At 69.4% G+C, this 24,263-nt stretch carries 14 protein-coding genes, 2 tRNA genes and 1 pseudogene; 10 read left to right on the forward strand and 7 right to left on the reverse strand.

Going from position 1 to position 24,263, the window contains the following annotated elements; translation table 11 throughout:
• Positions 1-101: 101 nt before the first annotated feature.
• From AB0383_RS38335 to AB0383_RS38350, 4 genes and pseudogenes are all read left to right on the forward strand, one after another.
• Positions 102-497: pseudogene (locus AB0383_RS38335) on the forward strand (ABC transporter ATP-binding protein); the annotation flags it as partial.
• Positions 490-1,494 carry an ABC transporter substrate-binding protein gene (locus AB0383_RS38340; protein WP_366189884.1) on the forward strand — a complete coding sequence of 335 codons (1,005 nt, stop codon included), beginning with the start codon at positions 490-492 and terminating at the stop codon, positions 1,492-1,494. The pseudogene AB0383_RS38335 and the gene AB0383_RS38340, both read left to right, overlap by 8 nt.
• A gap of 210 nt (positions 1,495-1,704) precedes the next feature.
• Positions 1,705-3,327 (forward strand): citramalate synthase, encoded by a 1,623-nt coding sequence (gene cimA / locus AB0383_RS38345; protein ID WP_364185127.1) that lies wholly within the window; start codon positions 1,705-1,707, stop codon positions 3,325-3,327.
• Positions 3,328-3,583: 256 nt separating this feature from the next.
• On the forward strand, positions 3,584-4,357 hold the full coding sequence (locus AB0383_RS38350) for a fumarylacetoacetate hydrolase family protein (RefSeq protein ID WP_364185125.1): 774 nt from the start codon (positions 3,584-3,586) through the stop codon (positions 4,355-4,357).
• A 1,338-nt stretch (positions 4,358-5,695) separates the two neighbouring features.
• On the opposite strand, the gene AB0383_RS38355 is transcribed toward AB0383_RS38350, so the two are convergent.
• Positions 5,696-6,937: an FAD-dependent oxidoreductase gene (locus tag AB0383_RS38355; RefSeq protein ID WP_366189885.1), complete on the reverse strand. Its 1,242-nt coding sequence runs from the start codon at positions 6,935-6,937 to the stop codon at positions 5,696-5,698.
• 345 nt (positions 6,938-7,282) lie between these two features.
• Here AB0383_RS38355 and AB0383_RS38360 point away from each other — a divergent pair, with 345 nt between their 5' ends.
• The 3 genes from AB0383_RS38360 to AB0383_RS38370 all read left to right on the forward strand — a co-directional run bounded on the left by AB0383_RS38360 (position 7,283) and on the right by AB0383_RS38370 (position 8,415).
• A complete protein-coding gene (locus AB0383_RS38360; protein ID WP_364185121.1) occupies positions 7,283-8,119 on the forward strand; it encodes an HAD family hydrolase in 837 nt (278 codons plus the stop codon).
• 50 nt (positions 8,120-8,169) lie between these two features.
• Positions 8,170-8,241 (forward strand) — tRNA-Gln (locus tag AB0383_RS38365).
• A 101-nt stretch (positions 8,242-8,342) separates the two neighbouring features.
• Positions 8,343-8,415: transfer RNA gene (locus AB0383_RS38370), tRNA-Glu, on the forward strand.
• A 2,973-nt stretch (positions 8,416-11,388) separates the two neighbouring features.
• Here AB0383_RS38370 and AB0383_RS38375 read toward each other — a convergent pair.
• The 3 genes from AB0383_RS38375 to leuC all read right to left on the reverse strand — a co-directional run bounded on the left by AB0383_RS38375 (position 11,389) and on the right by leuC (position 14,319).
• Positions 11,389-12,021: an HU family DNA-binding protein gene (locus tag AB0383_RS38375; RefSeq protein WP_366189886.1), complete on the reverse strand. Its 633-nt coding sequence runs from the start codon at positions 12,019-12,021 to the stop codon at positions 11,389-11,391.
• Positions 12,022-12,262: 241 nt separating this feature from the next.
• Positions 12,263-12,865: a 3-isopropylmalate dehydratase small subunit gene (leuD, locus tag AB0383_RS38380; protein WP_364190696.1), complete on the reverse strand. Its 603-nt coding sequence runs from the start codon at positions 12,863-12,865 to the stop codon at positions 12,263-12,265.
• A 26-nt stretch (positions 12,866-12,891) separates the two neighbouring features.
• Positions 12,892-14,319, reverse strand: a complete 1,428-nt coding sequence (leuC, locus tag AB0383_RS38385) for a 3-isopropylmalate dehydratase large subunit (protein WP_364190693.1) — start codon at positions 14,317-14,319, stop codon at positions 12,892-12,894.
• A gap of 143 nt (positions 14,320-14,462) precedes the next feature.
• On the opposite strand from leuC, the gene AB0383_RS38390 reads away from it, so the two are divergent.
• The 3 genes from AB0383_RS38390 to AB0383_RS38400 all read left to right on the forward strand — a co-directional run bounded on the left by AB0383_RS38390 (position 14,463) and on the right by AB0383_RS38400 (position 17,523).
• Positions 14,463-15,164, forward strand: coding sequence for an IclR family transcriptional regulator (locus AB0383_RS38390; RefSeq protein ID WP_364190690.1), 702 nt, complete (start codon positions 14,463-14,465; stop codon positions 15,162-15,164).
• Between the two features lie 254 nt (positions 15,165-15,418).
• Positions 15,419-15,949: a hypothetical protein gene (locus AB0383_RS38395; RefSeq protein WP_364190687.1), complete on the forward strand. Its 531-nt coding sequence runs from the start codon at positions 15,419-15,421 to the stop codon at positions 15,947-15,949.
• A gap of 902 nt (positions 15,950-16,851) precedes the next feature.
• Positions 16,852-17,523, forward strand: a complete 672-nt coding sequence (locus AB0383_RS38400; protein ID WP_366189887.1) for an HU family DNA-binding protein — start codon at positions 16,852-16,854, stop codon at positions 17,521-17,523.
• 2,521 nt (positions 17,524-20,044) lie between these two features.
• Here the strand turns inward: AB0383_RS38400 and AB0383_RS38405 are convergent.
• The 3 genes from AB0383_RS38405 to cofC are packed head-to-tail and all read right to left on the reverse strand — an operon-like array spanning position 20,045 to position 24,173.
• On the reverse strand, positions 20,045-20,998 hold the full coding sequence (locus AB0383_RS38405) for an NUDIX hydrolase (RefSeq protein ID WP_364188708.1): 954 nt from the start codon (positions 20,996-20,998) through the stop codon (positions 20,045-20,047).
• Positions 20,995-23,484, reverse strand: a complete 2,490-nt coding sequence (locus AB0383_RS38410) for an RNA degradosome polyphosphate kinase (protein WP_364188706.1) — start codon at positions 23,482-23,484, stop codon at positions 20,995-20,997. Before AB0383_RS38410 ends, AB0383_RS38405 begins: the two co-directional genes overlap by 4 nt.
• A 56-nt stretch (positions 23,485-23,540) precedes the next feature.
• Entirely contained in the window at positions 23,541-24,173 is a 633-nt protein-coding gene (gene cofC, locus AB0383_RS38415) for a 2-phospho-L-lactate guanylyltransferase (protein ID WP_364188703.1), read from the reverse strand.
• Positions 24,174-24,263: the final 90 nt, after the last annotated feature.

Consider the following 24,263-nt stretch of genomic DNA (forward strand, 5'->3'; position numbering starts at 1 on the left):
CCGAAAAGCGGCGAACCCTCCCACGGCTTGCTGGACCGCATGACCGCCACGGACCGGCAGTGTGCACGGCCGCGCTCGAGCAGGTCGGCCTGGCGGAGTTCGCCGACCGCGGCGTCCTGACGCTCTCGGGCGGCGAACGGCAACGCGTGCTCATCGCGCGCGCCCTCGCGCAGGAGCCGCGGATCCTCGTGCTGGACGAGCCCACCAACCACCTCGACATCCGCCACCAGCTCGAGATTCTCGCCCTCGTGCGGCGAAGCGGCCCGACCGTGCTGGCCGCACTCCACGACCTCAACCTCGCCGCTGCGAGGTGCGACACCGTGCACGTCCTCGACGGCGGCCGCCTGGTCGCGAGCGGAACGCCCGCGCAGGAGCTGACCCCTGATCTGCTGGCCGAGGTGTTCGGCGTGCGCGCCCACGTGGTGACGCACCCGGCGACCGGCCGACCCCAGCTGTTGTTCGACCGACTCGAGTCCGAGGAGGAAAGTCATGCGTAAGACGGTCGCGGTGGTCCTGGTGGCCGCGCTCTCCGTGACGGGCTGTGGCGCCCAGGTGTCCGAAGGGGAGAGTGGTGTCGCGCCTGCGGGCTATCCCGTGACGGTGACCAACTGCGGTCAGCCGCTCACCGTCAGAAAGCCACCGTCGCGTGTGGTCACCAACGATATCGGCATCACCGAGCTGATGTTCGCCCTCGGCCTCGACGGCCGGATTGCCGGCTACGTCGTCGACAAAGGACAGTCGGGTGGCGTCGCGTCTTCGCCGTGGAAAGCCGATTTCACGAAGGTGCCCAAGCTCGCCGAGAAGATCAACCGCGAAGTCGTGCAGGGCGCCGGCGCCGACCTGGTGTTCGCGGGCTGGAACTACGGCTTCTCCGAGAGCACCGGCTTCACCCCCGACACGCTCACGCAGCTCGGCATCCAGAGCTACCAGCTGACGGAAGCCTGCCGCAACGGCGTCGGCAAGCAGCGCGGCATCATGCCTCCGCTCGACGCGCTGTACACGGACCTGCGCAATCTCGGCAAGATCTTCGGCGTGAGCGATCGCGCGGAGAAGCTGGTGAAGCAGTACAGCGACCAGGTCGCGGCCGTCACGAAGGCCGTCGCCACTCAGGGGCAACGGCCCAAAGTGTTCCTCTACGACGACGGCCGCGATCAGCCGTTCACGACCGCCCGCAACGCCGGCCCCGACGAGATCATCACCAAGGCAGGCGGCACCAACATCTTCTCCGACGTCGTCGACAGCTGGACCACCGTCAGCTGGGAGGCCGTGGTCCAGCGCGCGCCCGACGTCATCCTCATCAACGACTACGGCGGCGAGGTCGGCACCGTCGCCGACAAGGAGAACTTCCTCCGGTCGCAGCCTGGCCTGCGTGACATCCCGGCCGTCAAGCAGGGCCGCGTCTTCGCCTTGCCCTACGCAGCTCTCGTGGAGGGCCCACGCAACGCTTCGGCCGTGCAAGCGTTCGGCGCGTACCTGCCTGGTCTGCTCCGTTGATCAGCTCCCAGGAAGTGGGAAGCTCCGCCCGGGACTTGGGCGCTGGGCGGAGCTGTGGCATCATGCAAACCATGACCGCCATCTCGATCATTATCGCCGAGCGCGCCGGATAGACGCTCCACAAGAGCTTCCGGCGCGCAACCTCTCGCACCCATGCGGGAGGTTTTTTTGTTGCCAGAAACAGGTTCTGCCCCGCCACAAGGAGACACCGTGACCCGCACGGAGCCCGCCGAAACGCCCCTCGGTGACGCCTTTCACCTCTACGACACCACCTTGCGCGACGGCGCCCAGCGCGAAGGCATCACGTACTCCGTCACCGACAAGCTCGCCGTGGCCCGGCTGCTCGACGAACTCGGCGTGGGCTTCATCGAGGGTGGCTGGCCGGGCGCATTGCCGAAAGACACGGAGTTCTTCGCGCGGGCGGCGAAGGGCGAGCTGGCGCTGAAGCACGCCGCGCTCGTCGCCTTCGGATCCACGCGCAAGGCGGGCACCCGCGCGTCCGAGGATCCGCAGGTCCGCGCGCTGTTGGACTCCGAAGCGCCCGTGGTCACCTTGGTGGCGAAATCCGACCTCCGGCACATCGAACGCGCGCTGCGTGTCGACGTCGACGAGGCGTGCGCCATGGTCCGCGACACCGTCGCGTTCCTGACCGGCGAGGGCCGTCGCGTGTTCCTCGACGCCGAGCACTTCTTCGACGGGTACGCCTTCTCACCCGACACCGCGCTGCGAGTACTCGACGCCGGCGCCAATGCCGGCGCGGACGTCCTCGTGCTCTGCGACACCAACGGCGGCCAGCTGCCGCTCGGCCTCGCGGAGACCGTGCGTGAGGTCAAGGACAAAACCGGGTTTCGCTTGGGAATCCATTGCCAGGACGACACTTCCTGCGCCGTGGCGAACTCCGTCGCCGCTGTGCAGGCCGGCGCGACGCACGTCCAGTGCACCGCGAACGGTTACGGGGAGCGGGCCGGCAACGCCGACCTGTTCGCCGTGACGGGAAACCTCGTGACCAAGCTCGGAATGGAGGTCCTCCCGATCGGAGGAGCCGCCGAGCTCACCCGCGTCTCCCATGCGCTTGCCGAAATCGCGAACCTCGCACCCGACACCCACCAGGCTTATGTCGGGTCGTCGGCCTTTGCCCACAAGGCGGGGCTGCACGCGAGCGCGATCAAGGTGGATCCGTTGCTGTACAACCACATCGATCCATCTTCAGTCGGCAACGGCATGCGGGTACTGGTCACGGAGATGGCCGGCAGGGCCAGCCTCGAGCTCAAGGGACGTGAACTCGGGGTGGACCTTGCCGGCCGGCCCGAAGCGCTGACGAACGCGGTGCGCAAGGTGAAGGACCTCGAAGCGGAGGGCTGGTCGTTCGAGGCCGCCGACGCGTCGCTGGAGTTGTTGCTGCGCCGCGAAGTCGAGGACGTGTCCGGTGAGGAGCCGGTGACGCCGCCGTTCCACCTGGAGTCCTACCGCGTCGTCCTCGACCACCGGTCCGACGGCGAGGTCGTCTCGGAGGCGACGGTGAAGGTCCATGTGAACGGGCAACGCGTCATCGCGACGGCGGAGGGCAACGGGCCCGTGCACGCGATGGACGCCGCCCTGCGGGAAGCGCTCAGCCCCCACCTGTCCTGGTTGGACGCCGTGGAGCTGTCCGACTACAAGGTGCGCATCCTGTCGTCCAACCCGGGCACCCACGCGGTGACCCGTGTCCTGCTCGAATCCAGCGACGGTGAGCGGGAATGGACCACTGTCGGTGTGCACGGGAACATCGTGGAGGCGAGCTGGATGGCGATGTGCGACGCGCTCGTCCACAAGAGCCTCACGGCTCGCGTCTGAGGATCGGCGGCTCCTTTCTGCGGGGTTCGTCGGTGGGCTGCGTCGATGGCTGTTCGGTCAGGTTGACCCATGGCCGGCGTGGTCGTCGAGGGTTTCCGGTCAGAAAGCGGGCGAACGGACCTCTCGTGCACCTCGCGGCGATCGATCCGCAGGTCGTGGGCGACGCGAGGGGTCCATTCGCTCGGAGACGGCGCGAGGGGACCGTTCGCGCCGCCGGGGGCGAGCGTCTCGGCGGCGGCGTACGTAGACTGGCCGAGTGCGTCTAGCCCGTATTGCTCATCCCAGTGGTGGTGTCGCGTTCGCTTCGATCGAGGGCGAGGGCGACGACGCCCAAGTCTTGGAGATCGCCGAGCACCCGTTCGGCCAGCCGAACTTCACCGGCAAGCGGTGGCCGCTCGCCGACGTCCGCCTGCTCGCGCCGATCCTGCCGTCGAAGGTCATCGCCGTCGGCCGGAACTACGCGAAACACGCGGCCGAGTTCGGCAACGAGGTGCCGGCGGCGCCGATGCTGTTCATCAAGCCGTCGACCACGGTCATCGGCCCGAACGTGCCGATCCGCCGCCCGCGTGACGTCGGTCGCATCGACTTCGAGGGCGAGCTGGCGATCGTCATCGGCCAGCCGGTGAAGAACGTGTCGGCCGACCGAGCGGCGAGCGCGATCCTCGGCTACACGGTGGCCAACGACGTGAGCGCCCGCGAACTCCAGAAGTCCGACGGCCAGTGGGGCCGCGCGAAGGGCTTCGACACGTTCTGCCCGCTCGGCCCGTGGATCGAGACGTCGATCGATCCGGCGGACCTGGCCCTGCGCAGCGAAGTCAACGGCGACGTCAAGCAGGACGGCCGCACGTCCGACCTCGTGCACAAGGTGCCGGAGCTGGTCGAGTTCATCTCGGGCGTCATGACGTTGCTGCCCGGCGACATCATCCTGACCGGCACCCCCGAGGGCGTCGGCCCGATCGTCGACGGCGAGTCGGTCTCGATCACCATCGAAGGCATCGGCACCCTGACCAACCCGGTCCAGGACATCTGACTTCGGTTCCACCCGAGGCCCACCGGCCGTTCGCCTCAGAATGGCGACGGCCGGTGGGCCTCCGTATTTCCCGGGTGGTGACTGAGGTCACCGGCTCGTGTTCGGTTCGATTTTCGCCGTTTGGTGGCGATGTTGCCTTGGCCGTCGCCGTGAGGCTGGGACGGTTGCCGCTGAGTGGCGAACGGCTGGATCGGCAGGTTGGCTGCGGGTTTTCCTGCTGCTGGCCACGGCAACGGCGGGTGTCGCCACTCAGCGGCGACGCTCGGCAATCGAGCCCTGCGGCCCGGTCTGGCGTGGTGTTGCCACTGAACGGCGACGTCTTGCCCGACGGGGGAACTGGTCGCCCAGCTGGAAGTCGCCGGGCCGCGAAGGGTCGCGGTGAGGTCGGGTGGGTGTTGCCGCTCAGCGGCGACAGCTTGCCCAGTGGAAAAGGCGGTCGCTGAGCTCGGAGTCGCCCGGTGATTTAGCCTCGCGCCGCGGCCGGATGGGTGTTGCCGCTCGGTGGCGACACCCTGATCAGCTGGCTGCCGAGATGGGAGTTGTCTGCTGACCAAGCCTCGCGGCGCGGTCGGGGTTGGGGTTGCGTTTCAGCGGCGACGGCTTGGCTGGCAGGACCGCGGTGGTTGGAACTGGGAGTCGCTGGGTGGCAGAGCTTTGCGGTGGGGTCGGGGTTGGGCGTTGCCGCTCAGCGGCGACACCCTGGGCCCGGCGATGGGAACTCGTCGCTGAGCTGGGAATCGGCCGGTGTCCGAGGTTCGCGGCGCCGTCGGGTGGGCGTTACAGTTCCGTGGCGGCATTTGGTCGGCGACGAGCGGGCTGTTCGCTCGGAGTTGATCGGCGTTCGCGTCGCGATGCGCGGTGTGGTTGGGCGTTGCCGCTTGGTGGCGACTCCGTGGTTGGCGATGGGAAGCGTCGCCGAGTTTGTTGTCGGCTTCGCGATTGAGCCCTGCGGCACTGTCGGGCCAGCGGTTGCCGCGCAGTGGAGAGGGCTCTGCTGGCGAAGGCAAGCAAGGGGGCTGGATTGGTGTCGCCGTTCGGTGGCGACACGGAAGTTGGCATCGGCGGGGGTACACCTCGGCGTTGCGTGGCGATGTCGTGCGGAGTGGATCGGTTTAGCCGTTGTGTGATGGCGCAGCGATCTGCAGTGGGGTGTCGCGGGGCCAGCGGGGGTATGGACTGGAGTGCCGCCGCGCTCGTGATGCGCGGCGGCACTCGGGGTTGCGGTTGTGGGCTGTCAGGGGTCAGGCGTTGCGTCGCTCGCACCAGCCGGTTGGGCGCGGACTTGTTGCGTGGCTTGGTGGACGCCGCGAGGTGGGGGTGACCTTCGAACCCGACGGGCTATTTCTTCCCGGCGGGTTCCATCGCGCGGCGGGCGAAGGCCGGGGCGTGCTCGGGGCGGAAACCCAGGCCCAGTAGGCGCGCGGGGATGTAAGCGAGTTTGGGGAAGCGCGCGAAGAGGGCGATGAGCTGGGGAGGCGGGCCGTCGCGGCGACCGGACATGACGGGGCGCATCACGGCGCGGTGGAGGAGCCGTTGCAGGGTTTGGACGGCGATCGTCGGGAGTAGGCGGCGGGTGCGGACCTTCGCGAGGTCGTCACCCGAGGTGGGGCCGCGGAGGAGGGGGTCGGCCAGGAGGGTCGCGGCGGCGACTGCGTCCTGGACGGCGAGGTTGATGCCGACGCCGCCGACGGGCGACATCGCGTGGGCCGCGTCGCCGATGCAGAGGAGGCCGTCGGCGTGCCAGCGGTGCAGGCGGTTGAGGCGGACGTCGAGGAACTTGATGTCGTCCATCGTCTCCAGTTCGTCGACGCGGTCGGCGAACTCGGGGCAGACCTCGACGACGTTGCGGCGGAAGGCCTCGATGCCGGCCGCGCGCAGGTCTTCGCCCTTCGGTGCGAGGTAGGCGATTTGGTAGTAGCCGTTGCGGGGCAGCGGCACCGCGAACCGCCGGTGGTTCATGCGCGGCATGAGCATTGAGCCGACTTCGTCGTCGTGGCGGGAAAGGCGGAACCACCAGACGTCGAAGGGGCAGTCGAACTCCCGCGGCTCCAGGCCGGCCGAGCGGCGCGCGAGCGACCAGCGCCCGTCGGCGGCGATGACGAGGTCGGACTCGAGTTCGCCTTCGGTGCCGTCGGCAGTGCGGTAGCGCACGCCCGTCACGCGGCCGCGCGAGCGGAGCAGGCCGGTCATCTCCGTCTCGAGTCGGAGGGTGAACGTCGGTTCCTTCTGAGCCGATTCGGCGAGCAGGTTGAGCAGGTCCCACTGCGGGACCATCGCGATGTAGGGGTGTGGAACGTTCAACAGCGAGAGATCGGCGAGCTTCATGAGGCCGCCGTCCTGAGTGGGGAAGCCGGCTTCCTTTAACTTGCTGTGCGGGATCGCGTGGAACTTCTCGCCGAGGCCGAGCTCGTCGAGCAGGGTGAGGGTGGACGGGTGGACCGTGTCGCCGCGGAAGTCGCGCAGGAAATCGGCGTGCTTCTCCAGCACGGTCACCTCGACGCCCGCCCTCGCCAGGATCAGGCCGGCGACCATGCCCGCAGGTCCGCCGCCGACGACGACGCAACGCGTGTGCTCGGTCATCTGACTCATCTCCCTCTTTTCATCACCCGTTGAATAACCTCAGGATGCACCCGAGGTGGGTCTCACGTCAAGTGGTCGGTGTGTCACGATGCTGACTGTCCACTGAGGACACACGCGTGTGGGGAGGTTGTTCTTTCGCGCGCGGTTCGTGGCAAGGTGGCCGCTTGAACCGTTTCACTGGCATCGCACGAATCGGTTCACTCACCCGGTTGGCCGGATTCCTGTGTCCGTAACCGGATCAACGCTTTCCACGCACTGGGAGTAGACGTGGTGCGCCGGATCAGTGGAGCGGCAATCACCTTTTTGGCCGCGTTGCGAACGCGGCGAGTGCCCTAGCCTCACTGGGTGGATTTCGCCGTGGCACCCCCGACCCCTTCGCGAACCGCCCCTCCGGCACCTGTCGGATCCGAACCTTGGGCGCCTCCGGAACTGCGTCTGGTCTGCCTCGACATCGATGACACGTTGATCGACTGCACCGCCGCGATCCGCGTCAGCCTCCACGCGCTCACCGGCCGCAGTGATCTCTGGCCGTTGTGGGACTTGATCACCGAGGAGCACGTGGCGCTGGTCGTCGCCGGGAAACTCGGGTACGACGTGATGCACCACCGACGCACCGAGTGCTTCCTCGCTGAGCTCGGCATCTCCGCGGATTCGGCGCAGGTGACCGCGTTCGAGGCGCGCCGGCGCGACATCCTCGCCACGTCGTGGCAACTGTTCGACGACGTCCTGCCCTGCCTCGAGTGGCTGCGCGCGGCAGGCCTGCTGCTCGCGGCCGTGACCAACGCCTCGGGTGCGCACCAGCGCCGCAAGATCGCGGACCTCGGGCTGGCGCCGTTCTTCGACCACGTGGCCATCGCCGGCGAGATCGGCGTCGCCAAGCCCGACCCTGTGATGTTCCACTCGGTGTGCCTGGGCCTGGGCTGTGACCCGGCGCAGACCGTGCACGTCGGCGACAAACTCGACACCGACGCCATCGGCGCTCACGACGCCGGCCTCGGCGCCGTCTGGCTCGACCGCGATGGGACCGGTCGCACCGGCGAACGCGCACCCGCCGGTGTACACACGGTCACAACCCTCGACGAGTTGCCTGAGCTGCTGGTTTCCGAGTACGCGACCGTCGGCGTCCCCGTCCAGCGCGCGGCGGGGACCCCCGCTGCGCAGCTGCGCGGCAGCGTGCTCTAGTATTTCCCTCCGTGCGGTGCTGAACCGGCCGAGCCGGGAAAGTGCCTCACTGGGGTATGGTGTAATTGGCAGCACGACTGGTTCTGGTCCAGTTAGTCTAGGTTCGAGTCCTGGTACCCCAGCTGCGGAGAGTGACCCCCCTGTGGAGCGAGAAATCGCCTCTGGTAAGTTCTCTCCAGCAAGAAAAATAGAATAGCTCCCCGGAAACGGGGAAAGATCCTAAGCCCCCGTCGTCTAGCGGCCTAGGACGCCGGCCTCTCACGCCGGTAGCGTGGGTTCGAATCCCATCGGGGGTACAGCTACTCGCCACCCAGGTTCCGCAGTTGCGGACCTGGGTTTTTGGCATTTCTGGGGTTAGTTGATTCCGGGGGCTGAGTGGGGGCCGCTGGTCTGTGTTGGTGGGTGTCTACACGGGACAGTTTGTGGCGGTGGGGGGTGGGGGGCTCGGGTCTTTGGGTCCGGAGGGGCTGTCGGGGGCCGGGGCAGCGGGGGCGGGGCAGCGGGGGTGTTGCTCATGTGTCGGTTGTTCGTGCGCGGGTCGGGTTACGCATGCCGGGCAGGGACCGCCGGACCTTGTTCTCGGTAGGGACGCGGCTGCTGGCTCGGGGAGCGGGGGCCGAAGCATCAGGCTCTTGATGTGGGGGAGTGGCGGGCATTGGGGCCGCCGTTGTTTTTGGTGAGGGGAACTGGTTGGTTTTCGCCAGAGCCAGAGCCAGAGCCAGAGCCAGAGCCAGAGCCAGAGCCAGAGCCAGAGCCAGAGCCAGAGCCAGAGCCAGAGCCAGAGCCAGAGCCAGAGCCACAGCCGGCAACTGTGGCTGCTCGGCTGGAGGGAGAGCCGGTCGGTTGAGGGTGGGTTTCCTTCGCTGGTCGACCGGAGGGGCGCGAGTGCAGCCGGAGCGCGGGGTTGGTTGGGGGCCGGTCGCTGGGGCTGGGGGCGATCTGGCGCCTGTGGTGCGTGGTGGGTGGCGAGGGCTCCTGCTCGGCGCGGCGACGAGTTCGCGAGTGAGCGACCTTCACGGCAGCGATGGTGGCGGACCGGTTCTTGCTATGCGGGGCTGGTGGACGTTGCGCGTGGGCGGGCGGGTGCGGACTCGAAGGGGCGGTGTTGCCTGTCCAACGTCGAAAGTGGCATTGCGGCTGTCTTGTGTGAGCAGCGTGGCCGCGGAGTCGATCGATGCTTTGGGACGGCGAGGGTCGGGTGCTGCTGCGGGTGAGAGGTGTTGGGCGCTGCCGGCGCCTTCGGGCGGAAGCCTGCCGGTAGGGCCAGCCGACACTGAGTGTCAGGGCGTAGGGCAGGGATTCGGGATGGTGGTGTCGCCGGTGAGCGGCGCGGGTGCCTTGGGCGCGATGCGGGCCGTGGGTCGGTTGACGCCGTGTCGGCGTGTGGGGCGGGACTCGGGATAGGTGGTGTCGCCGGTGAGTGGCATGGGTGTCTTGCGTGCGATGCGGGCCGGTGGACGTGTGGGGCGGGGAGTCGGGGCGGGTGGGTGTCGCTGGTGAGTGGTGTGGGTGACTTGGGTGCGAAGTCGATTGGTGGGCCGGTTCATGCTGTGTGTCGGTGCGTGGGGCGCAGAGCCGGGATGGGCGTTGCTTCCGGTGGTTGGCGTGGATGACCTGCACGCGAGGCGTGCCGGTGGGGCCGGTCGAAGCTGGGTGCGGGAGGGGCCCGGGGAGGCGGCGCTGCCGGGGTGCCGGTGGTTCGGGTGCTCTGGGCGGGAAGCGGGCAGGAGCGGCTGACGCTGTGCGGTGACGTGTGGGAGATGGCTTCTTGGAGGCGTGTCGCGGGGAGCGGTGAGGGTGTTGGGGATTTCTTGTACGCGAAGCGGGCCGATGGAGCAGGTCGGTGATGTGCCGTGGGCGAGGTGGTTTTCGGCGCGGTGGTGTTGCCGGTGAGTGGCGATGAGGTCGCCCGGGCTGTTGCGCGACGTCAGCTGGGCGGGGACGGTCGATGCTGTCGACGGCAGGGGAGGGGCGCTGCTGCCAGGCGTTGGTGATGGTTGGCCGGTCGGGTGTCTGGGCGCGAAGCCGGCGGGGAGAGAACGGCCGACGCTGCGCGGCTGCGAGGAAAGAGCTTTGAGGCTGCAGTCCTGCCGGTGAATGGTGATGGGCGTGAAGGGCTGTGGAGATCGTTTTGCTGGTGGTTGGCGGATGGCGTTGGACGAGCCTTCGGGTAATGGCGATGCCTCGCTCAGTGGAACTGATTGGCGTATCGAACCATTGCGAGGGAAGTCGATTTGGATCGGTTGATATGACGGCCCGAGAGAGAACTGGATCGGGGTGGGTATTGAGTGCGGGGTGATTGTGGTGACGGGCGAGCCCGAGTCGGATCACTGTTGCGGGACTGAGAGACGCGTTTAAGGAATGTGCCGGGGACCGGATGGATGGGGTCGCGGTGGGCGAGGATTCATCGCGGAGGTAGGGAAGTCGACAGGTTGGTGAGGTCTGGGGCTTCACCGGCGGGGCTCTGGGTTGGACCCGTAACGCCGCGCTGTGCAGGCCGATGTGAGGCTGGGCGGGGCCGACGCCGGCGGTGAGGCGCGGGCAGTTCGTGGCTGTGATGCCGTGCGGCAGGCCGAAGTCACCCATGGTCGGGCCGATGCTGGCGGCAAGGCGGATCGATCCCGTCCGGGGTCGCGATGGCGTGCGGTAGGCCGTCGTCGGGCAAGGCGGGGCCGATGTCAGTGGTGAGAGGGAGTCCGGTCCGGGGCTGCGTTGCTGTGCGGCAGGCCGCTGTCGGGCAAGGCGGGGCCGATGTCAGTGGTGAGAGGGAGTCCGGTCCGGGGCTGGATTGCTGTGCGGCAGGCCGCTGTCAGGCAAGGGCGGGGCCGACGTCAGTGGTGCGAGGGAGTCTCGCCTGGGTCGCGATTGCGCGCGGTAGGCCGATGTCAGTCAGCGTGGGATCGACGTCAGTGATGAGAGGGAGCCCGGCGCGGGCTGCGATGGTGCGCGGTAGGCCGATGTCGGGCAAGGCCGGACCGACGGCTTTGGCGAGAGGGAGGCCCGACCGGGGCCGCGTTGCTGTGCGGCAGGCTGAAGTCAGCCATGGCGGGGCCGACGCCGACGGCGAGACGGGAGTTCCGTCCAGGACCGCGTTGTCGGGAACTGGAGTGACTTCAGGTCAGTTCGGTGACTGGGTCCGTTGCCGGACAGACGGTTCCGGCCGAAACCACCGGCGGGCAAAGACCCCGGACATGCGGCAGGGCCCCGTCCCGGGAGTGGGAGGGGCCCTGCCGTGAAGTGCACGTCCTGACGTAAACGCCGGGGTGGTGTTACTTCTTCTTCGCAGCGCTGGTGCGCTTGGCGGCCGGCTTGGCAGCGGCCTTCTTCGCGGCAGGCTTGGCGGCGGTCTTCGTCGCGGCGGCCTTGGTCGCCGTGGCCTTGGCGGCGGGCTTCGCGGCGGCGGCCTTGGTGGTCGCGGCCTTCGCGCGCGTGGCGGCCGGCTTGGCGGCGGCGGTCTTCGTGGCGGCGGCGGGCTTCGCGGCCGTCGCGCGGGTGCGGGTGGTGGAGCGCGTCGCTGCGGGGCGGGTGGCCGTGGAGCGCGAGGCGGTCGCACGCGTCGTCGTGGTGGCGCGCGACGCGGTCGCCGTGGTGGTGCGCTTGACGGCGGTGGCCTTCGGCAGCTTCTTCGTGCCGGAGATGACGTCCTTGAACGTCGTGCCCGCACGGAAGGCCGGCACGTTGGTCTTCTTCACCCGCACCGTCTCACCCGTGCGCGGGTTACGCGCGGTCCGGGCGGCACGGGCACGCTTCTCGAACACACCGAACCCGGTGATGTTCACCTTCTCGCCCTTGTTGACCGTCCGGATGATGATGTCGACGAGACCGTCGACGGCCTCCGAAGCAACCTTTTTGTCGCCCAGACGCTCCGACAGCGCCTCGATCAGCTGGGCCTTGTTGGCCATTCCAGTCCTCCAAGAAGAACTCTTCGTCCACGGCCACGTCGGCCGACTTAGCGCACACGGTATTACCAACGCAGCACAAATTCCAAACGGCACGCGGAATTTTCCCTTGCCCGGGGAGTGGTTCCGCCTCCCGAGGGACCCTTCCGGGGCCGGGGGAGGTGCCGTTTGGTGTGGGCGAAGCAGCCTCTCGCGGGGGCACGGATTCCCTTTTCGAGCAGGGAATCCGTGCCCCCGGACGGGGCTAGGAGGCCGTGATCGGGGTGGTCACGGGCTTCCAGGAGGGCCGGGTCGATTCGAACTCGGTGATCTCTTCGGCGTGGCGCAGGGTGAGGCCGATGTCGTCGAGCCCTTCGAGCAGGCGCCAGCGCACGTAGTCGTCGATCTGGAACGGGGCGGTGAAGTCCTTGGCCCGCACGGTCTTGGTCTCGAGGTCGACCGTGACCTCCGTGCCGGGCTCGTTCTCGAGCAGCTTCCACAGCAGTTCGACGTCCGACTGCTCGCACTGGGCGGCGACGAGGCCGCCCTTGCCGGAGTTGCCGCGGAAGATGTCGCCGAAGCGGGAGGCGATCACGGCGCGGAAGCCGTAGTCCATGAGCGCCCACACGGCGTGCTCGCGGGAGGAGCCGGTGCCGAAGTCGGGCCCGGCGACCAGGACGCTGCCGCCGTCGAAGGGCTCCTGGTTGAGGATGAAGTCGTCCTGGGTGCGCCAGGCGGCGAACAGGCCGTCCTCGAAGCCGGTGCGGGTCACACGCTTGAGGTAGACGGCCGGGATGATCTGGTCAGTGTCCACGTTGGACCTGCGCAGCGGCACCCCGACGCCGGTGTGCTGGGTGAACGGTTCCATGGTGGGAGCTCCTGTCTCGGGAAGGGTCAGACGGTGGCCAGGTCGGCCGGGGACGAGAGCGTCCCCCGCACGGCCGTGGCGGCGGCCACGAGCGGCGACACCAGGTGCGTGCGCCCGCCCTTGCCCTGCCGGCCCTCGAAGTTGCGGTTGGAAGTCGACGCGCTGCGCTCGCCGGGGGCGAGCTGGTCCGGGTTCATGCCCAAGCACATCGAGCAGCCCGCCTGCCGCCACTCGGCGCCGGCCTCGGTGAAGACCTTGTCCAGGCCCTCGTCGATGGCCGCCTGGCGCACGCGCATCGACCCGGGGACCACGAGCATCCGCACGGACTCGGCCACCTTGCGCCCGCGCAGCACCTCGGCGGCCGCGCGCAGGTCCTCGATGCGGCCGTTGGTGCACGAACCGAGGAAGACGGTGTCCACCGCGATCTCGCGCAGCGGCGTGCCCGGAGTCAGGTCCATATAGGACAGGGCCTTCTCGGCCGAGGCGCGCTCGTTCTCGTCGGGGATCGTGGCCGGGTCGGGCACCGAGGCGCCCAGCGGCAGGCCCTGACCCGGGTTGGTGCCCCAGGTCACGAACGGGGTGAGCTCGTCGGCGTCGAGATGCACCTCGGCGTCGAACTCGGCGCCCTCGTCGGTGCGCAGCTCGCGCCACGCGGCCACGGCGGCGTCCCAGTCGGCGCCCTGCGGCGCGTGCGCACGGCCCTTCAGGTAGTCGAACGTCGTCTCGTCCGGCGCGATCATGCCGGCGCGCGCGCCCGCCTCGATCGACATGTTGCACACCGTCATGCGTGCTTCCATCGACAGCGCCTCGATGGCCTTGCCGCGGTACTCGAGCACGTAACCCTGCCCGCCGCCGGTGCCGATCTTGGCGATGACGGCGAGGATGATGTCCTTCGCCGTGACGCCCGGCTGCAGGTCGCCGTCGACGGTGATCGCCATCGTCTTGAACTTGCGCAGCGGCAGCGTCTGGGTGGCGAGCACGTGCTCGACCTCCGAAGTGCCGATGCCGAAGGCCATCGCGCCGAACGCGCCGTGGGTGGAGGTGTGACTGTCGCCGCACACCACGGTCGTGCCGGGCTGCGTGAGCCCCAGCTGCGGGCCGATGACGTGCACGATGCCCTGCTCGGCGTCACCCATCGGGTGCAGCCGGACACCGAACTCCTTGCAGTTGCGGCGAAGGGTGTCGACCTGCGTGCGCGACACCGGGTCCGCGATCGGGAGGTCGATGTCGACGGTGGGGACGTTGTGGTCCTCGGTCGCGATGGTGAGGTCGGGGCGGCGCACCGGCCGCCCGGCCAGCCGGAGGCCGTCGAACGCCTGCGGGCTCGTGACTTCGTGCACCAAGTGGAGGTCGATGTAGAGCAGGTCCGGTTCGGCACCTTCGCCTCGGCGCACGAGGTGGCTGTCCCACACCTTCTCCGCCAGCGTGCGAGCCTTGCCGGTCGGGCTGGTCATCTCCGGCTCCTTCCAAGGGGTTGGCCGGGAGCAAGGAACTCGGGCGACGTCCTCAGGCGGGGCGAGCCACGTCACGTGCGCAGCTCGAGTTCGTTTTTCCCAGATTCTGGACTTCCCAAACTTCGGGAAGTTAGTATCGCGTCGTGGGACAGCATAGCGGTATCGGAGTACTGGACAAAGCCGTGGCGGTGCTGCAGGCCGTCGCCGAAGACCCCTGTGGGCTGGCGGAACTCTGCACACGCACAGGACTACCGAGGGCGACGGCGCACCGTCTCGCCGTCGGTCTCGAAGTGCATCGGTTGCTGCGCCGGGGACCGGACGGCCGCTGGCGCCCGGGCACCGCGCTCGCCGAGCTGGCGGGCGGCTCGACCGACCCGTTGCTCGACGCCGCGAGCTCGGTGCTGCCGAAGCTGCGCGACATCACGGGCGAAAGCGTGCAGCTGTACCGGAGGGACGGCGTGCAGCGCGTGTGCGTCTCGACGGCCGAGCCGCCCAGTGGCCTGCGCGACACCGTGCCGATCGGCTCGCGCCTGCCGATGACGGCCGGCTCGGGCGCGAAGGTCCTCGCAGCGTGGGCGGATCCGCACACGCAGCGCACCATCCTCGCCGAAGCCGTGTACGGCGAGCGCACTTTGCTGGAAGTGCGCCGCCGAGGCTGGGCGCAGAGCGTCGCCGAACGAGAACCCGGCGTGGCGAGCGTCTCGGCGCCCGTGCGGGATTCGTCGGGCACGGTCGTCGCGGCGGTGTCGGTTTCCGGTCCCATCGAACGCATCGGCCGCAAACCGGGCGCGCGCTGGGCCGCCGATCTGCTCGCCGCGGCGGACGCGCTTCAGGAACGGCTTTGACGCTCCACTCCCGCTGACTCCCACCACTCTCCACCTCAGGCCGCCTCTCCTCCGGGGGAGGCGGCCTTCTTTTTCGGGTGGGCGCCGAACGGCCGTTCACCAAACGGCTGTTCGGCGCCCGAACCTGTGCCGATCATCTGAGCCGGCTGAGAATCCGGCCGCCGCCTTCACGAGCGCACGACACCCGTCGATGGCACCCTGTCCCCACTTCGCGGCCCGACCGGCCGCGACCCTCCCAGGTGGACGGAACCCCCATGACCGAACTCACCGACCTGATCATCGCCGCCCGACGCGGCGGCGGCGCCGCGGACCCGGCGGCCGCGCTGCTGCGGCTGCAGCGGGAGGTCGCCGCGTCCGCCGCCGAGGTACTCGGCTGGTTGCCTGGCGCCGGCGTCGACGAGCACGTGCTCCACGCCGAGCCGACCCTGACGTTGCTGCGGGTCGAGATCGGGCCCCGGACGGAGTACCCGGCGCACGACCACCTCATCCCGGCGTGCATCGCCGTGCTCGAGGGCCGGGAGACCAACACCTTCTACCGCGCGGACGGCTCGGCTCTGACGCGCGTCGGGGAGACCGACACGGCGGCGGGCTCTGTGCTGCCGATGGACGAGCGCGTGATCCATTCTGTGGCCAACCGGACCGCCGACCGGTCCGTGGCGTTGCACGTGTACTTGGGGGACCTCTTCCAGCTGTCGCGGACGATCTGGGACCCGGCCACCGGCTCGCCCGGGCCCTACAGCGACGAGCGGTACTTCGCGCTCGCCCGGACCACGGCGCCCGCCTGACAGTCCTGAGTAGACATATCATCTTGCCCCTGAACTGCTGATCCATGACGGCGCCCCGGCCGGCGCGGCTGGTCCGCGCTTTCGGCCGGAGCGCTTTTTTCTGTACTCGCGGACCCTGTCGGGGGTCTCGTGTTCCGTGCCGAGGGGCCTTTCCCTCGCTGAGTGAGCCGGGTGCTTCAGGTCAATTGCGGGCATCCGGTGCGGGCCCGATATCTCTCCCTGACACGGCTTCGGGTGGCCGAACAGTCGTTCACCGCGGGGCCACCCGCTCGGCCGAGTGCGGCCTGCCCTTGCGTCACGCGGAACGCTGATCCGGGGCCTTCGCCGGTCACACGCTTGGCCGAGTCTTCACGCGACCGGACCCGTGCCGGGCGTCCGGGGTGCGCACCCGTTGCCGCTCTTGGGGGTTCTGCTTTGTCGGGTTTCGTGGCCGGCTCCGGTCCGCCGGTCGACTCCTTTGCCGCCCAACGGGCGTCGCCGCCGCGGGGCCGCCGAACCCCGCCGCGGCAGGGGTTCCGACCCTCCCCGGGGACGCCCTGCCCGCCCCTCCGGGTCGCCGCGCATCGGATTTCCGACGATCGTCGGGCCGTCGTTCGTCAGTCCGCAAAGGACACTCCCGTGCCCGGGGCAAGATCGCCTTCCGCCACTGGAGAAGCACGTGGCCGCAGTGGTGGCTGGATCAAAACCGCTGGTAGAGCCCCACTCTGCGCGAACAATCGAACACAAGAGCGAATAAGGTGTCGGTTATTGTGACCGTTCCTGAGCCCTTCGAAAGGGCGGACCGCAGACACGCCAACGGAAAAACCAAGGGTCCCGTTTGGACTTCTCCGCCTTATGGGTAATACTATTGAAGAGTTCGGCCGACGTGGCCGTGGACGAAGAGTTCTTCTTGGAGGACTGGAATGGCCAACAAGGCCCAGCTGATCGAGGCGCTGTCGGAGCGTCTGGGCGACAAAAAGGTTGCTTCGGAGGCCGTCGACGGTCTCGTCGACATCATCATCCGGACGGTCAACAAGGGCGAGAAGGTGAACATCACCGGGTTCGGTGTGTTCGAGAAGCGTGCCCGTGCCGCCCGGACCGCGCGTAACCCGCGCACGGGTGAGACGGTGCGGGTGAAGAAGACCAACGTGCCGGCCTTCCGTGCGGGCACGACGTTCAAGGACGTCATCTCCGGCACGAAGAAGCTGCCGAAGGCCACCGCCGTCAAGCGCACCACCACCGCCACGGCTGCCACCGCCTCCCGCGCGACCACCACGCGCGCGACCGCGGCGACCGGCACACGTGCGGCTGCCTCGCGCACCGCGGCGACCCGCCCGGCCACCACGCGCTCCACCACGACGCGTACCCGCGCCACCGCTGCGAAGCCGGCCGCTGCGACGAAGACCGCCGCTGCCAAGCCCGCCGCGACGCGCGCGAAGGCTGCCACCACCACCAAGGCTGCCGCTGCGAAGCCGGCCGCCAAGGCCACGGCGACCAAGGCCGCTGCCGCGAAGCCGGCCGCTGCCAAGCCTGCTGCGAAGAAGGCCGCTGCGAAGCCGGCCGCCAAGCGCACCAGCGCTGCGAAGAAGAAGTAACACCATCCCGGCGTTGACGCCGGGACGTGCACTTCACGGCAGGGCCCCCTCCCATCTCGGGAGGGGGCCCTGCCGCATGTGTGGGGTGGTTCTGGTCGAGTCGGATGCGGTGTTGGACATCGGGTCTGACTGGCTTGGGGATGCTGGGGCTCGCAGGAAACGGTGCGCATGGTTCGGTCGCCGGGTTTTGGCCGGCGGTGCCGGTGCGCATGGTCTGGCCTGCAGGATCACGGCACTGCACGGGAATGACGAGACCTGCGCACTGCTGGCTCGCGCGGCACAGAACGGCGGACGAGAACACGCTGCTGCATAAGCCGAGAGCCCGCTACGAACAACGCGGCCCGACGCTCTGGTGTAACGGGTTGGGCGCGGTCCAGCCATTGGGTCTGTCCCGCGTACTCCCGCAGGACGGCTCCCGCGAGCCTCGCAATGCCGGGACAAGCAATCGCCAGGCAGTGCATACCCGCGATAGATCACTGCCTCACTCACTTACCGCCTGACCGAGGCACGGTGGAATGCGGGACGCGCAATCAACTCCCGGCTTCCTATCGGCGGAATCGCCCGCCCAGCTCAGGGTGCGGTCTTGGCCTCGGGCCGGCACCTCGGCCACGCGGCGGATGTCAGGATGCGAACGTGGCCGGAGAAATGAGGGCGCTATCGCGCGTTCCTCGCGCTCTTGATCGGCAGGACGCCTGAGGCCCGACGCGCCGGAAATGGTGTGCTACCTGCGTGTTCGTGCTCTTCGGCCCACGCGAGGGTGCGAACGGCGTGGTCGCGCCGCGGGTTTCGCCGTCGTCTTCTCGTGTCTGTCGGGAGAGCGGCTTCGCCGGAACGACGCGGGAGGGCTGTGGTCCGGTGAGCTGGAAATGGTGCGCTGCGTGCATGGTCGGCTCGCGGGCCGCGCGAGGTTGCGTGCGGCGTGGCGGAGGGGTGGGGTGCCGCAGCCGTCCTCTCGTATTTGTCGGGGGGAGAGGTTGTGCCGGAACGGCTGGGATGGGTGCGGTGCGCTGGGAATAGTGCGCCGCCTGCTTGTTCGCGCGCTCGATCCGCGCTTGGTTTGTGGTCGGCGGGGTGTCGCCGCGGACTTCCCGCATCCCTCTGACGTGGCTGCGGTCCTGTGCCGGAACGGCTGGGATGGGTGCGGTGCGCTGGGAATGGCGTGCAGTCCACAGGCTCGTGCGCTCGGCCCGCGGGGGGTTGTGGGCGGCGGGGTGCTGCTGCGGACTCCCCTTGTCTCTCTGGGGTGGCTGCGGTCCTGTGCTGGAACGGCCGCGATGGGTGCGGTGCGTATGCGCCGGGAATGGAGCGTCGCCTGCATGCTCGTGCGCTCGATGGGCGCGTGGTTTGTGGTCGGCGGGGTGTTGCCGCGGGCTTCCGTGTCCCTCTCAAGCGGCTGCGGTCCTGTGCCGGAATGACAGAGGGATGGGTGCGGTGCAGTGCGCTGGGAATGGAGCGCTACCTGCTTGTTCGCGCGCTCGGCTCGCGTCAGGTCGGGTGCTGCGCGGCGGAGCGGCGGGGTGCTGCCGCGGGCGTCCTTTGTCTGTCGGGAGTGGCTGCGATCCCCGTCGAGATGACCGGGGTGGGCGTGGTGCGACGCGCTGGAAAGGTGCGCTACCTGCATGTTCGCGCTCTCGGTCCAGGCGAGGTTGGGTAAGGCGTGATGGGGCAGCGAGACTCGGGCGGTCCTCGATCATCTCTCCGGAGATCGGCCGTGGCGCTGAACCGGCATGGCTGGAGCGGTCGGGCTCGCGGCTTGCGTGACGCCGGTGTTAGGTCTGCCGGGTGGAGATAGTGGTGCGGTGCCCTCGGCCGCAGGAGGGCTGCTGCGGCCCTGCGAAGTGGCGCGCAGCTCGGTGTTCTTCCCGGGGCTGAGCTTGGAGCGCGGCTGGGAGTGCCGGAGAGGCAGGGCGGGCCGCGCGGACCTTGCCGCACGTTGTCGTGTGCCTGCGGTGTGCGGGAGCAGTGCGGCGGAACCGCCGTTCGAGGCCTGCGATTGCCCGGATTCCGCGGGGAAGGAAGCGGGAGCGGCTGGGCCGTCGAGTGGATCGGCTGCGGGGCAACGCATCCGAGGCCTGCCGGCGGATATGGCCTGGAGCTGCGAGTTCACTCCGCAATGCGGAGCGAGGAAGGCTCAGCCGAGACCCCTGCCGTACCAGGGAGTCGTGGCCTGGGAGCGTCGCTGGGGCGCCGAAGGCCACAGCGCGGCCGAGGGCTCTGCGGAGGCGAGACGGACAGTCCGTGGCGAGCCTGAGCGCCCCTGCCGGCGGTCCCACGACGCAAGGCGGGATGAAATTTCACTCCCACCCCGAGCGCTTGATCCGCCGTTCGGGCGGACTTGTGTACCCATCGCCGGCCACCCCGGGCGGGAATAGCCATCTCTATAGAATCCCCGCCAAGCCGCCCCGCGAATAGCGACCCGCCCACTTTTCGAGCCCATTCGAACACCGCCATTCCCCGAAACGCGGAAGGCCTCCCCGCGGCCGACAACAGCCGGCGGGGAGGCCCGAACAGAAGAACTGCGTCAGTGTCGCGAAGGGGCGGGTGCGGGCAACGGCGTCGGGTAGTAGTCCGCGCCGGCCAGGCGCGGGCCGACGTCGCCCGACGGGGGGAGGAAGGAAAGGACCCAGAGGGAGCCTTTCTTGCTGGGCACGACGCCCCCGCGGGCGGCGGCGAGCTCGGTGCCGTCGCGGTCGGCCAGGGCGCTGATCAGGTCCGGGATCACGCCGCCCTGGCTGGCGATCAAAGGGGTGCCCCCGCCGCCGGCGATGGCGAGGAGGCGGGCGATCCCGAGGACCGGGTCGGGCCAGTAGCCCTCTTCCGAGAGGAGGTTCTCGTGGCGCACGTCGACGCCCAGGTCCTCCGCGACGCCTCGCACGGTCTGCACGCAGCGCAGGCGCGGGGCCGAAAAAACCCGGTCCGGGCCGAAACAAGGCAACAGCTTGCGCAGGGCTTCGGCTTGGCGCTGGCCGGCGTCGGACAGGGGGCGCAAGTCGTCGTCGCCGGTCCAGTCGTCGCGTTTGCCCGCCTTGGCGTGGCGGACGAGCAGCACGGTGATCAGCGACACCGGCAGCGCGCAGAACTCGCGCAGCACGCGCACGTCCGCGTCGCGCGTGAGGAGGCGTTCGGCCGCGACCACGTCGAGCCAGCGCAGCTCGTCGACCTCGTCGTTGGCCAGGAAAGTCCCCGACACGGCTTCACCGCTGAAGTAGTCGACGGTCTTCTTCAGCACGCCACCGCCGCTGCGGGCGGGCACGTCGTACGCGCTCTGCGCGACGTGGCGCCCCAGCACCACGCGGTAGCCGGTTTCCTCCCACACCTCCCGCACGGCGGTGGCGGCGAGGGTCTCGCCAGGATCGGCCTTGCCCTTCGGCAACGACCAGTCGTCGTAACGAGGCCGGTGCACCAGGGCGACTTCGAACCCGTCACCGGCGCGGCGCCACAGCACCGCGCCGGCTGCGCGGACATCCACGCTCATCCGGCGGCCCCGTGCAGCTTCGCGAGCTCCACCTGGTGGTCGCGTACCTGCGAACCGGCGCCCGGGGAGGGCTGCCACTCGCCGCTGGCCGTGAGGACCCAGCACCGCGTGGTCGGGTCGAGCGCCGAATCGAGCACGGCGTCGAGCTGCTGCGTGAGCTTCGTGTCCTTCACGCGCACCAGCGCTTCGATACGACGGTCGAGGTTGCGGTGCATCATGTCGGCGCTGCCGATCCAGTGCGTACCGCCCGCGCGGAAGTGGAACACCCGCGAGTGCTCCAGGAACCGGCCCAGGATCGAGCGGACGCGGATGTTCTCCGACAGCCCCTCGACACCCGGCTTCAGCGCGCAGATCCCGCGCACCACTACATCGACGGGCACCCCGGCCTGCGAAGCGTGGTACAGCGCGTCGATCACCTGCTCGTCGACGAGCGAGTTGCACTTGATCCGGATCCCGGCGTCCTGCCCGGCGCGCGCGAGCTCGATCTCCTCGCCGATCGCGCGCACGATGCCGCGGCGGATTCCGTGGGGCGACGTGAGGATCGTGCGGTAGGTGTCCTGCCGCGAGTAGCCCGTGAGCACGTTGAACAGGTCGGTCACGTCGGCGCCGATGCTCGGATCGGCGGTGAGCAGGCCGATGTCCTCGTACAGGCGCGCGGTCTTCGGGTTGTAGTTGCCGGTGCCGATGTGGCAGTAGCGCCGGATGGTCGAGCCTTCCTGGCGCACGATCATCGACACCTTGCAGTGGGTCTTGAGCCCGACGAGGCCGTAGACCACGTGCACGCCCGCGCGCTCCAGCGTGCGCGCCCACGTGATGTTGGCCTGCTCGTCGAAGCGCGCCTTGATCTCGACCAGCGCCACGACCTGCTTGCCGGCCTCGGCGGCATCGATCAGCGCGTCGACGATCGGGGAGTCGCCCGACGTGCGGTAGAGCGTCTGCTTGATCGCCAGCACCTTCGAGTCGGCCGCGGCCTGTTCGATGAAGCGTTGCACGCTCGTGGAGAACGAGTCGTACGGGTGGTGCACCAGCACGTCGCCCTCGCGCAGCGTCGCGAACACGCTCTTGGGCGTCTCGCGCTCGCCGAACGCCGGGTGCGTCGCCGGCACGAACGGCCGGTCCTTGAGCTCCTTGCGGTCCACACCGGACAGCTGGTGCAGACAGGTCAGGTCGAGCAGGCCCGGCACCTCGACGACGTCGGCCGGGTCCACCTCGAGCTCGCGCAGCAACAGCTCGAGCATGTGCTCGCTCATGTCCTCCGCGACCTCGAGCCGCACGGGCGGGCCGAAGCGCCGCTGCGCGAGCTCGCGTTCTAGGGCCTGCAGGAGGTCCTCGTCGCGGTCTTCCTCGACCTCGAAGTCGGCGTTGCGGGTGACGCGGAACACGTGGTGCTCCGTCACCTCCATGCCGGTGAACAGCTCGCCCAGGTGCGCGGCGATCAGCTCCTCCAGTGGCAGGAACGTGGCCGTGCGGCTGGTGCGTTCCGGCTCCACGCGCATGAGGCGCGGCACGTTGCTCGGCACCTTCACCCGGGCGAAGCGCTCCGTTCCGCCCTGCGGGTCGCGCACCGTCACCGCGAGGTTGAGCGACAGGCCCGAGATGTACGGGAACGGGTGCGCCGGGTCGACCGCCAGCGGTGTGAGCACCGGGAAGATCTGCTCCGAGAAGTAGCTCGACAGGCGCAGCTGGTCGGCGCCGGCGAGGTCCGCCCAGCCGACGAGCTGGATGTCCTGCTTCGCGAGCTCCGGGCGCAGGTGGTTCTCGAACGCGCCGATGTGGCGCTCCACCAGGTCCTGGTTGCGCTTGGCGATGTAGTCCAGCTGCTCGCGCGGCGTGAGCCCGTCGGCGCTGCGCACGGACAGGCCGGTGTCGTCGCGGCGCTTCAGCCCGGCCACGCGGACCATGTAGAACTCGTCCAAATTGGACGCGAAGATGGCGAGGAACTTCGCCCGCTCCAGCAGGGGCTGCGACTCGTCCTCGGCGAGTGCGAGCACTCGCGCGTTGAAGTCGAGCCAGGACAGCTCGCGGTTGAAGTACCGGTCGTCGGGCAGCGTCTCAACGGCGGTCGGCGCGGCCAAGGTGACGGCGGGAGGAGCCGAGGGCACGCCGCGGAAGTCGTCGCCCGAGGCGTCGACCGCGGCCGTGGTGCGCCGGGCCGCGGGCCGGGCGGTCTCGGGGGCGGCCACGGCCGTGGCCGCGGTGGTCTTGCGGGCGCGCGAGGTTTTCACCGGTGTGGTTTTCGGTTCGCTCTTGGCGGTCTTGGCCTTGCCGGCGGCGTTGGTGCCCGCCTTGGCCGCGGTCGCGCGAGCAGCCGTCGTCACCGCGTCGGCGGAAGCGACGCTCTTGCTCGGAGGCGTCTTCTTCGCTGCGCTGGTGTGTCGTGCGGGGCTTCCAGGCGCCTCAGCTTTCGCCGCGCTGGCCCTGCGCCGCCGGGCGGGCTGTCCGTTCCGGGCGGATGTGCTGGCGTCGTCTGTGCTCACGACGCCCATTGTTCACTACGAAGCAGCAGTTTGCGCAGACCGCGGTGAAGGTCAAATGAACACCTTCAGCCCAATGGGACGGATTCGTCGGGCAGCAGTGCCGCCGTGCGTTTGCCGACGCCGAGCGCGCGCACGAGCTCGAGATCGTCCGAAGTGTCCACGTCGCTGCGCAACGACACCACCGCCCCGGCCAGCGGGACGGCTCCGGAATCGGCGTGCCGCTGGGCGGAACCGCCGCCGAACCGCGGGTCGAGCGGTGCGCCGGGAGCCGACAGCAGCAGCGTGGTGCCGGTGCCCTGGTGGTCGGCGACGAACGCGCGCCGCCCGGCTGCTTCGGCCAGCGCGTCGGCGAAATCGCCCGCGCGCAGGGCCGGCAGGTCGGCCTGCAGGGCGCCGACGATTCCGCGTGGCTCGTCGTCGCGCAGCAGAGCCGCACCGTGACGGAGTGCTTCGTTGAGGCCGCCGTCGCCCGGTTCGGTCACCAGCTCGACGCCGAGACCGGCCAGTTCGGACACCGCCGCCGGGTCCGAGGCGACCACGAGCACGCGCCGCACGCCGGCCACCGAGGTGACCGCGGCCAGCGTGTCGTAGGCCAGCGCCAGCACCAGCTCGGCGTGCTCCGGCTCGGCGACCGCGCCACGCAGGCGCGACTTGCCCACGCGGGGGTGTTTCAACGGCACGACCAGGTCCACGTCCACCTGTCCATCTTTACCCGAAAGCTCCGCGGTGCGTGGTGAGCACACCCTCCCTGGACTGCGTGAACCCCGGCGCGGCAGGATCTGCCCGAG

Source organism: Amycolatopsis sp. NPDC051373, from assembly GCF_040689465.1.
In the GTDB taxonomy this organism is placed as follows: domain Bacteria; phylum Actinomycetota; class Actinomycetes; order Mycobacteriales; family Pseudonocardiaceae; genus Amycolatopsis.

What these genes read in the sequence shown, in the direction of transcription:
- AB0383_RS38340 (WP_366189884.1), top strand. Translation starts at nt 490, where the DNA reads ATGCGTAAGACGGTCGCGGTGGTCCTGGTGGCCGCGCTCTCCGTGACG.
- AB0383_RS38355 (WP_366189885.1), bottom strand. Translation starts at nt 6,937, where the DNA reads ATGACCGAGCACACGCGTTGCGTCGTCGTCGGCGGCGGACCTGCGGGC.
- AB0383_RS38375 (WP_366189886.1), bottom strand. Translation starts at nt 12,021, where the DNA reads ATGGCCAACAAGGCCCAGCTGATCGAGGCGCTGTCGGAGCGTCTGGGC.
- leuD (WP_364190696.1), bottom strand. Translation starts at nt 12,865, where the DNA reads ATGGAACCGTTCACCCAGCACACCGGCGTCGGGGTGCCGCTGCGCAGG.
- leuC (WP_364190693.1), bottom strand. Translation starts at nt 14,319, where the DNA reads ATGACCAGCCCGACCGGCAAGGCTCGCACGCTGGCGGAGAAGGTGTGG.
- AB0383_RS38395 (WP_364190687.1), top strand. Translation starts at nt 15,419, where the DNA reads ATGACCGAACTCACCGACCTGATCATCGCCGCCCGACGCGGCGGCGGC.
- AB0383_RS38400 (WP_366189887.1), top strand. Translation starts at nt 16,852, where the DNA reads ATGGCCAACAAGGCCCAGCTGATCGAGGCGCTGTCGGAGCGTCTGGGC.
- AB0383_RS38405 (WP_364188708.1), bottom strand. Translation starts at nt 20,998, where the DNA reads ATGAGCGTGGATGTCCGCGCAGCCGGCGCGGTGCTGTGGCGCCGCGCC.
- AB0383_RS38410 (WP_364188706.1), bottom strand. Translation starts at nt 23,484, where the DNA reads ATGGGCGTCGTGAGCACAGACGACGCCAGCACATCCGCCCGGAACGGA.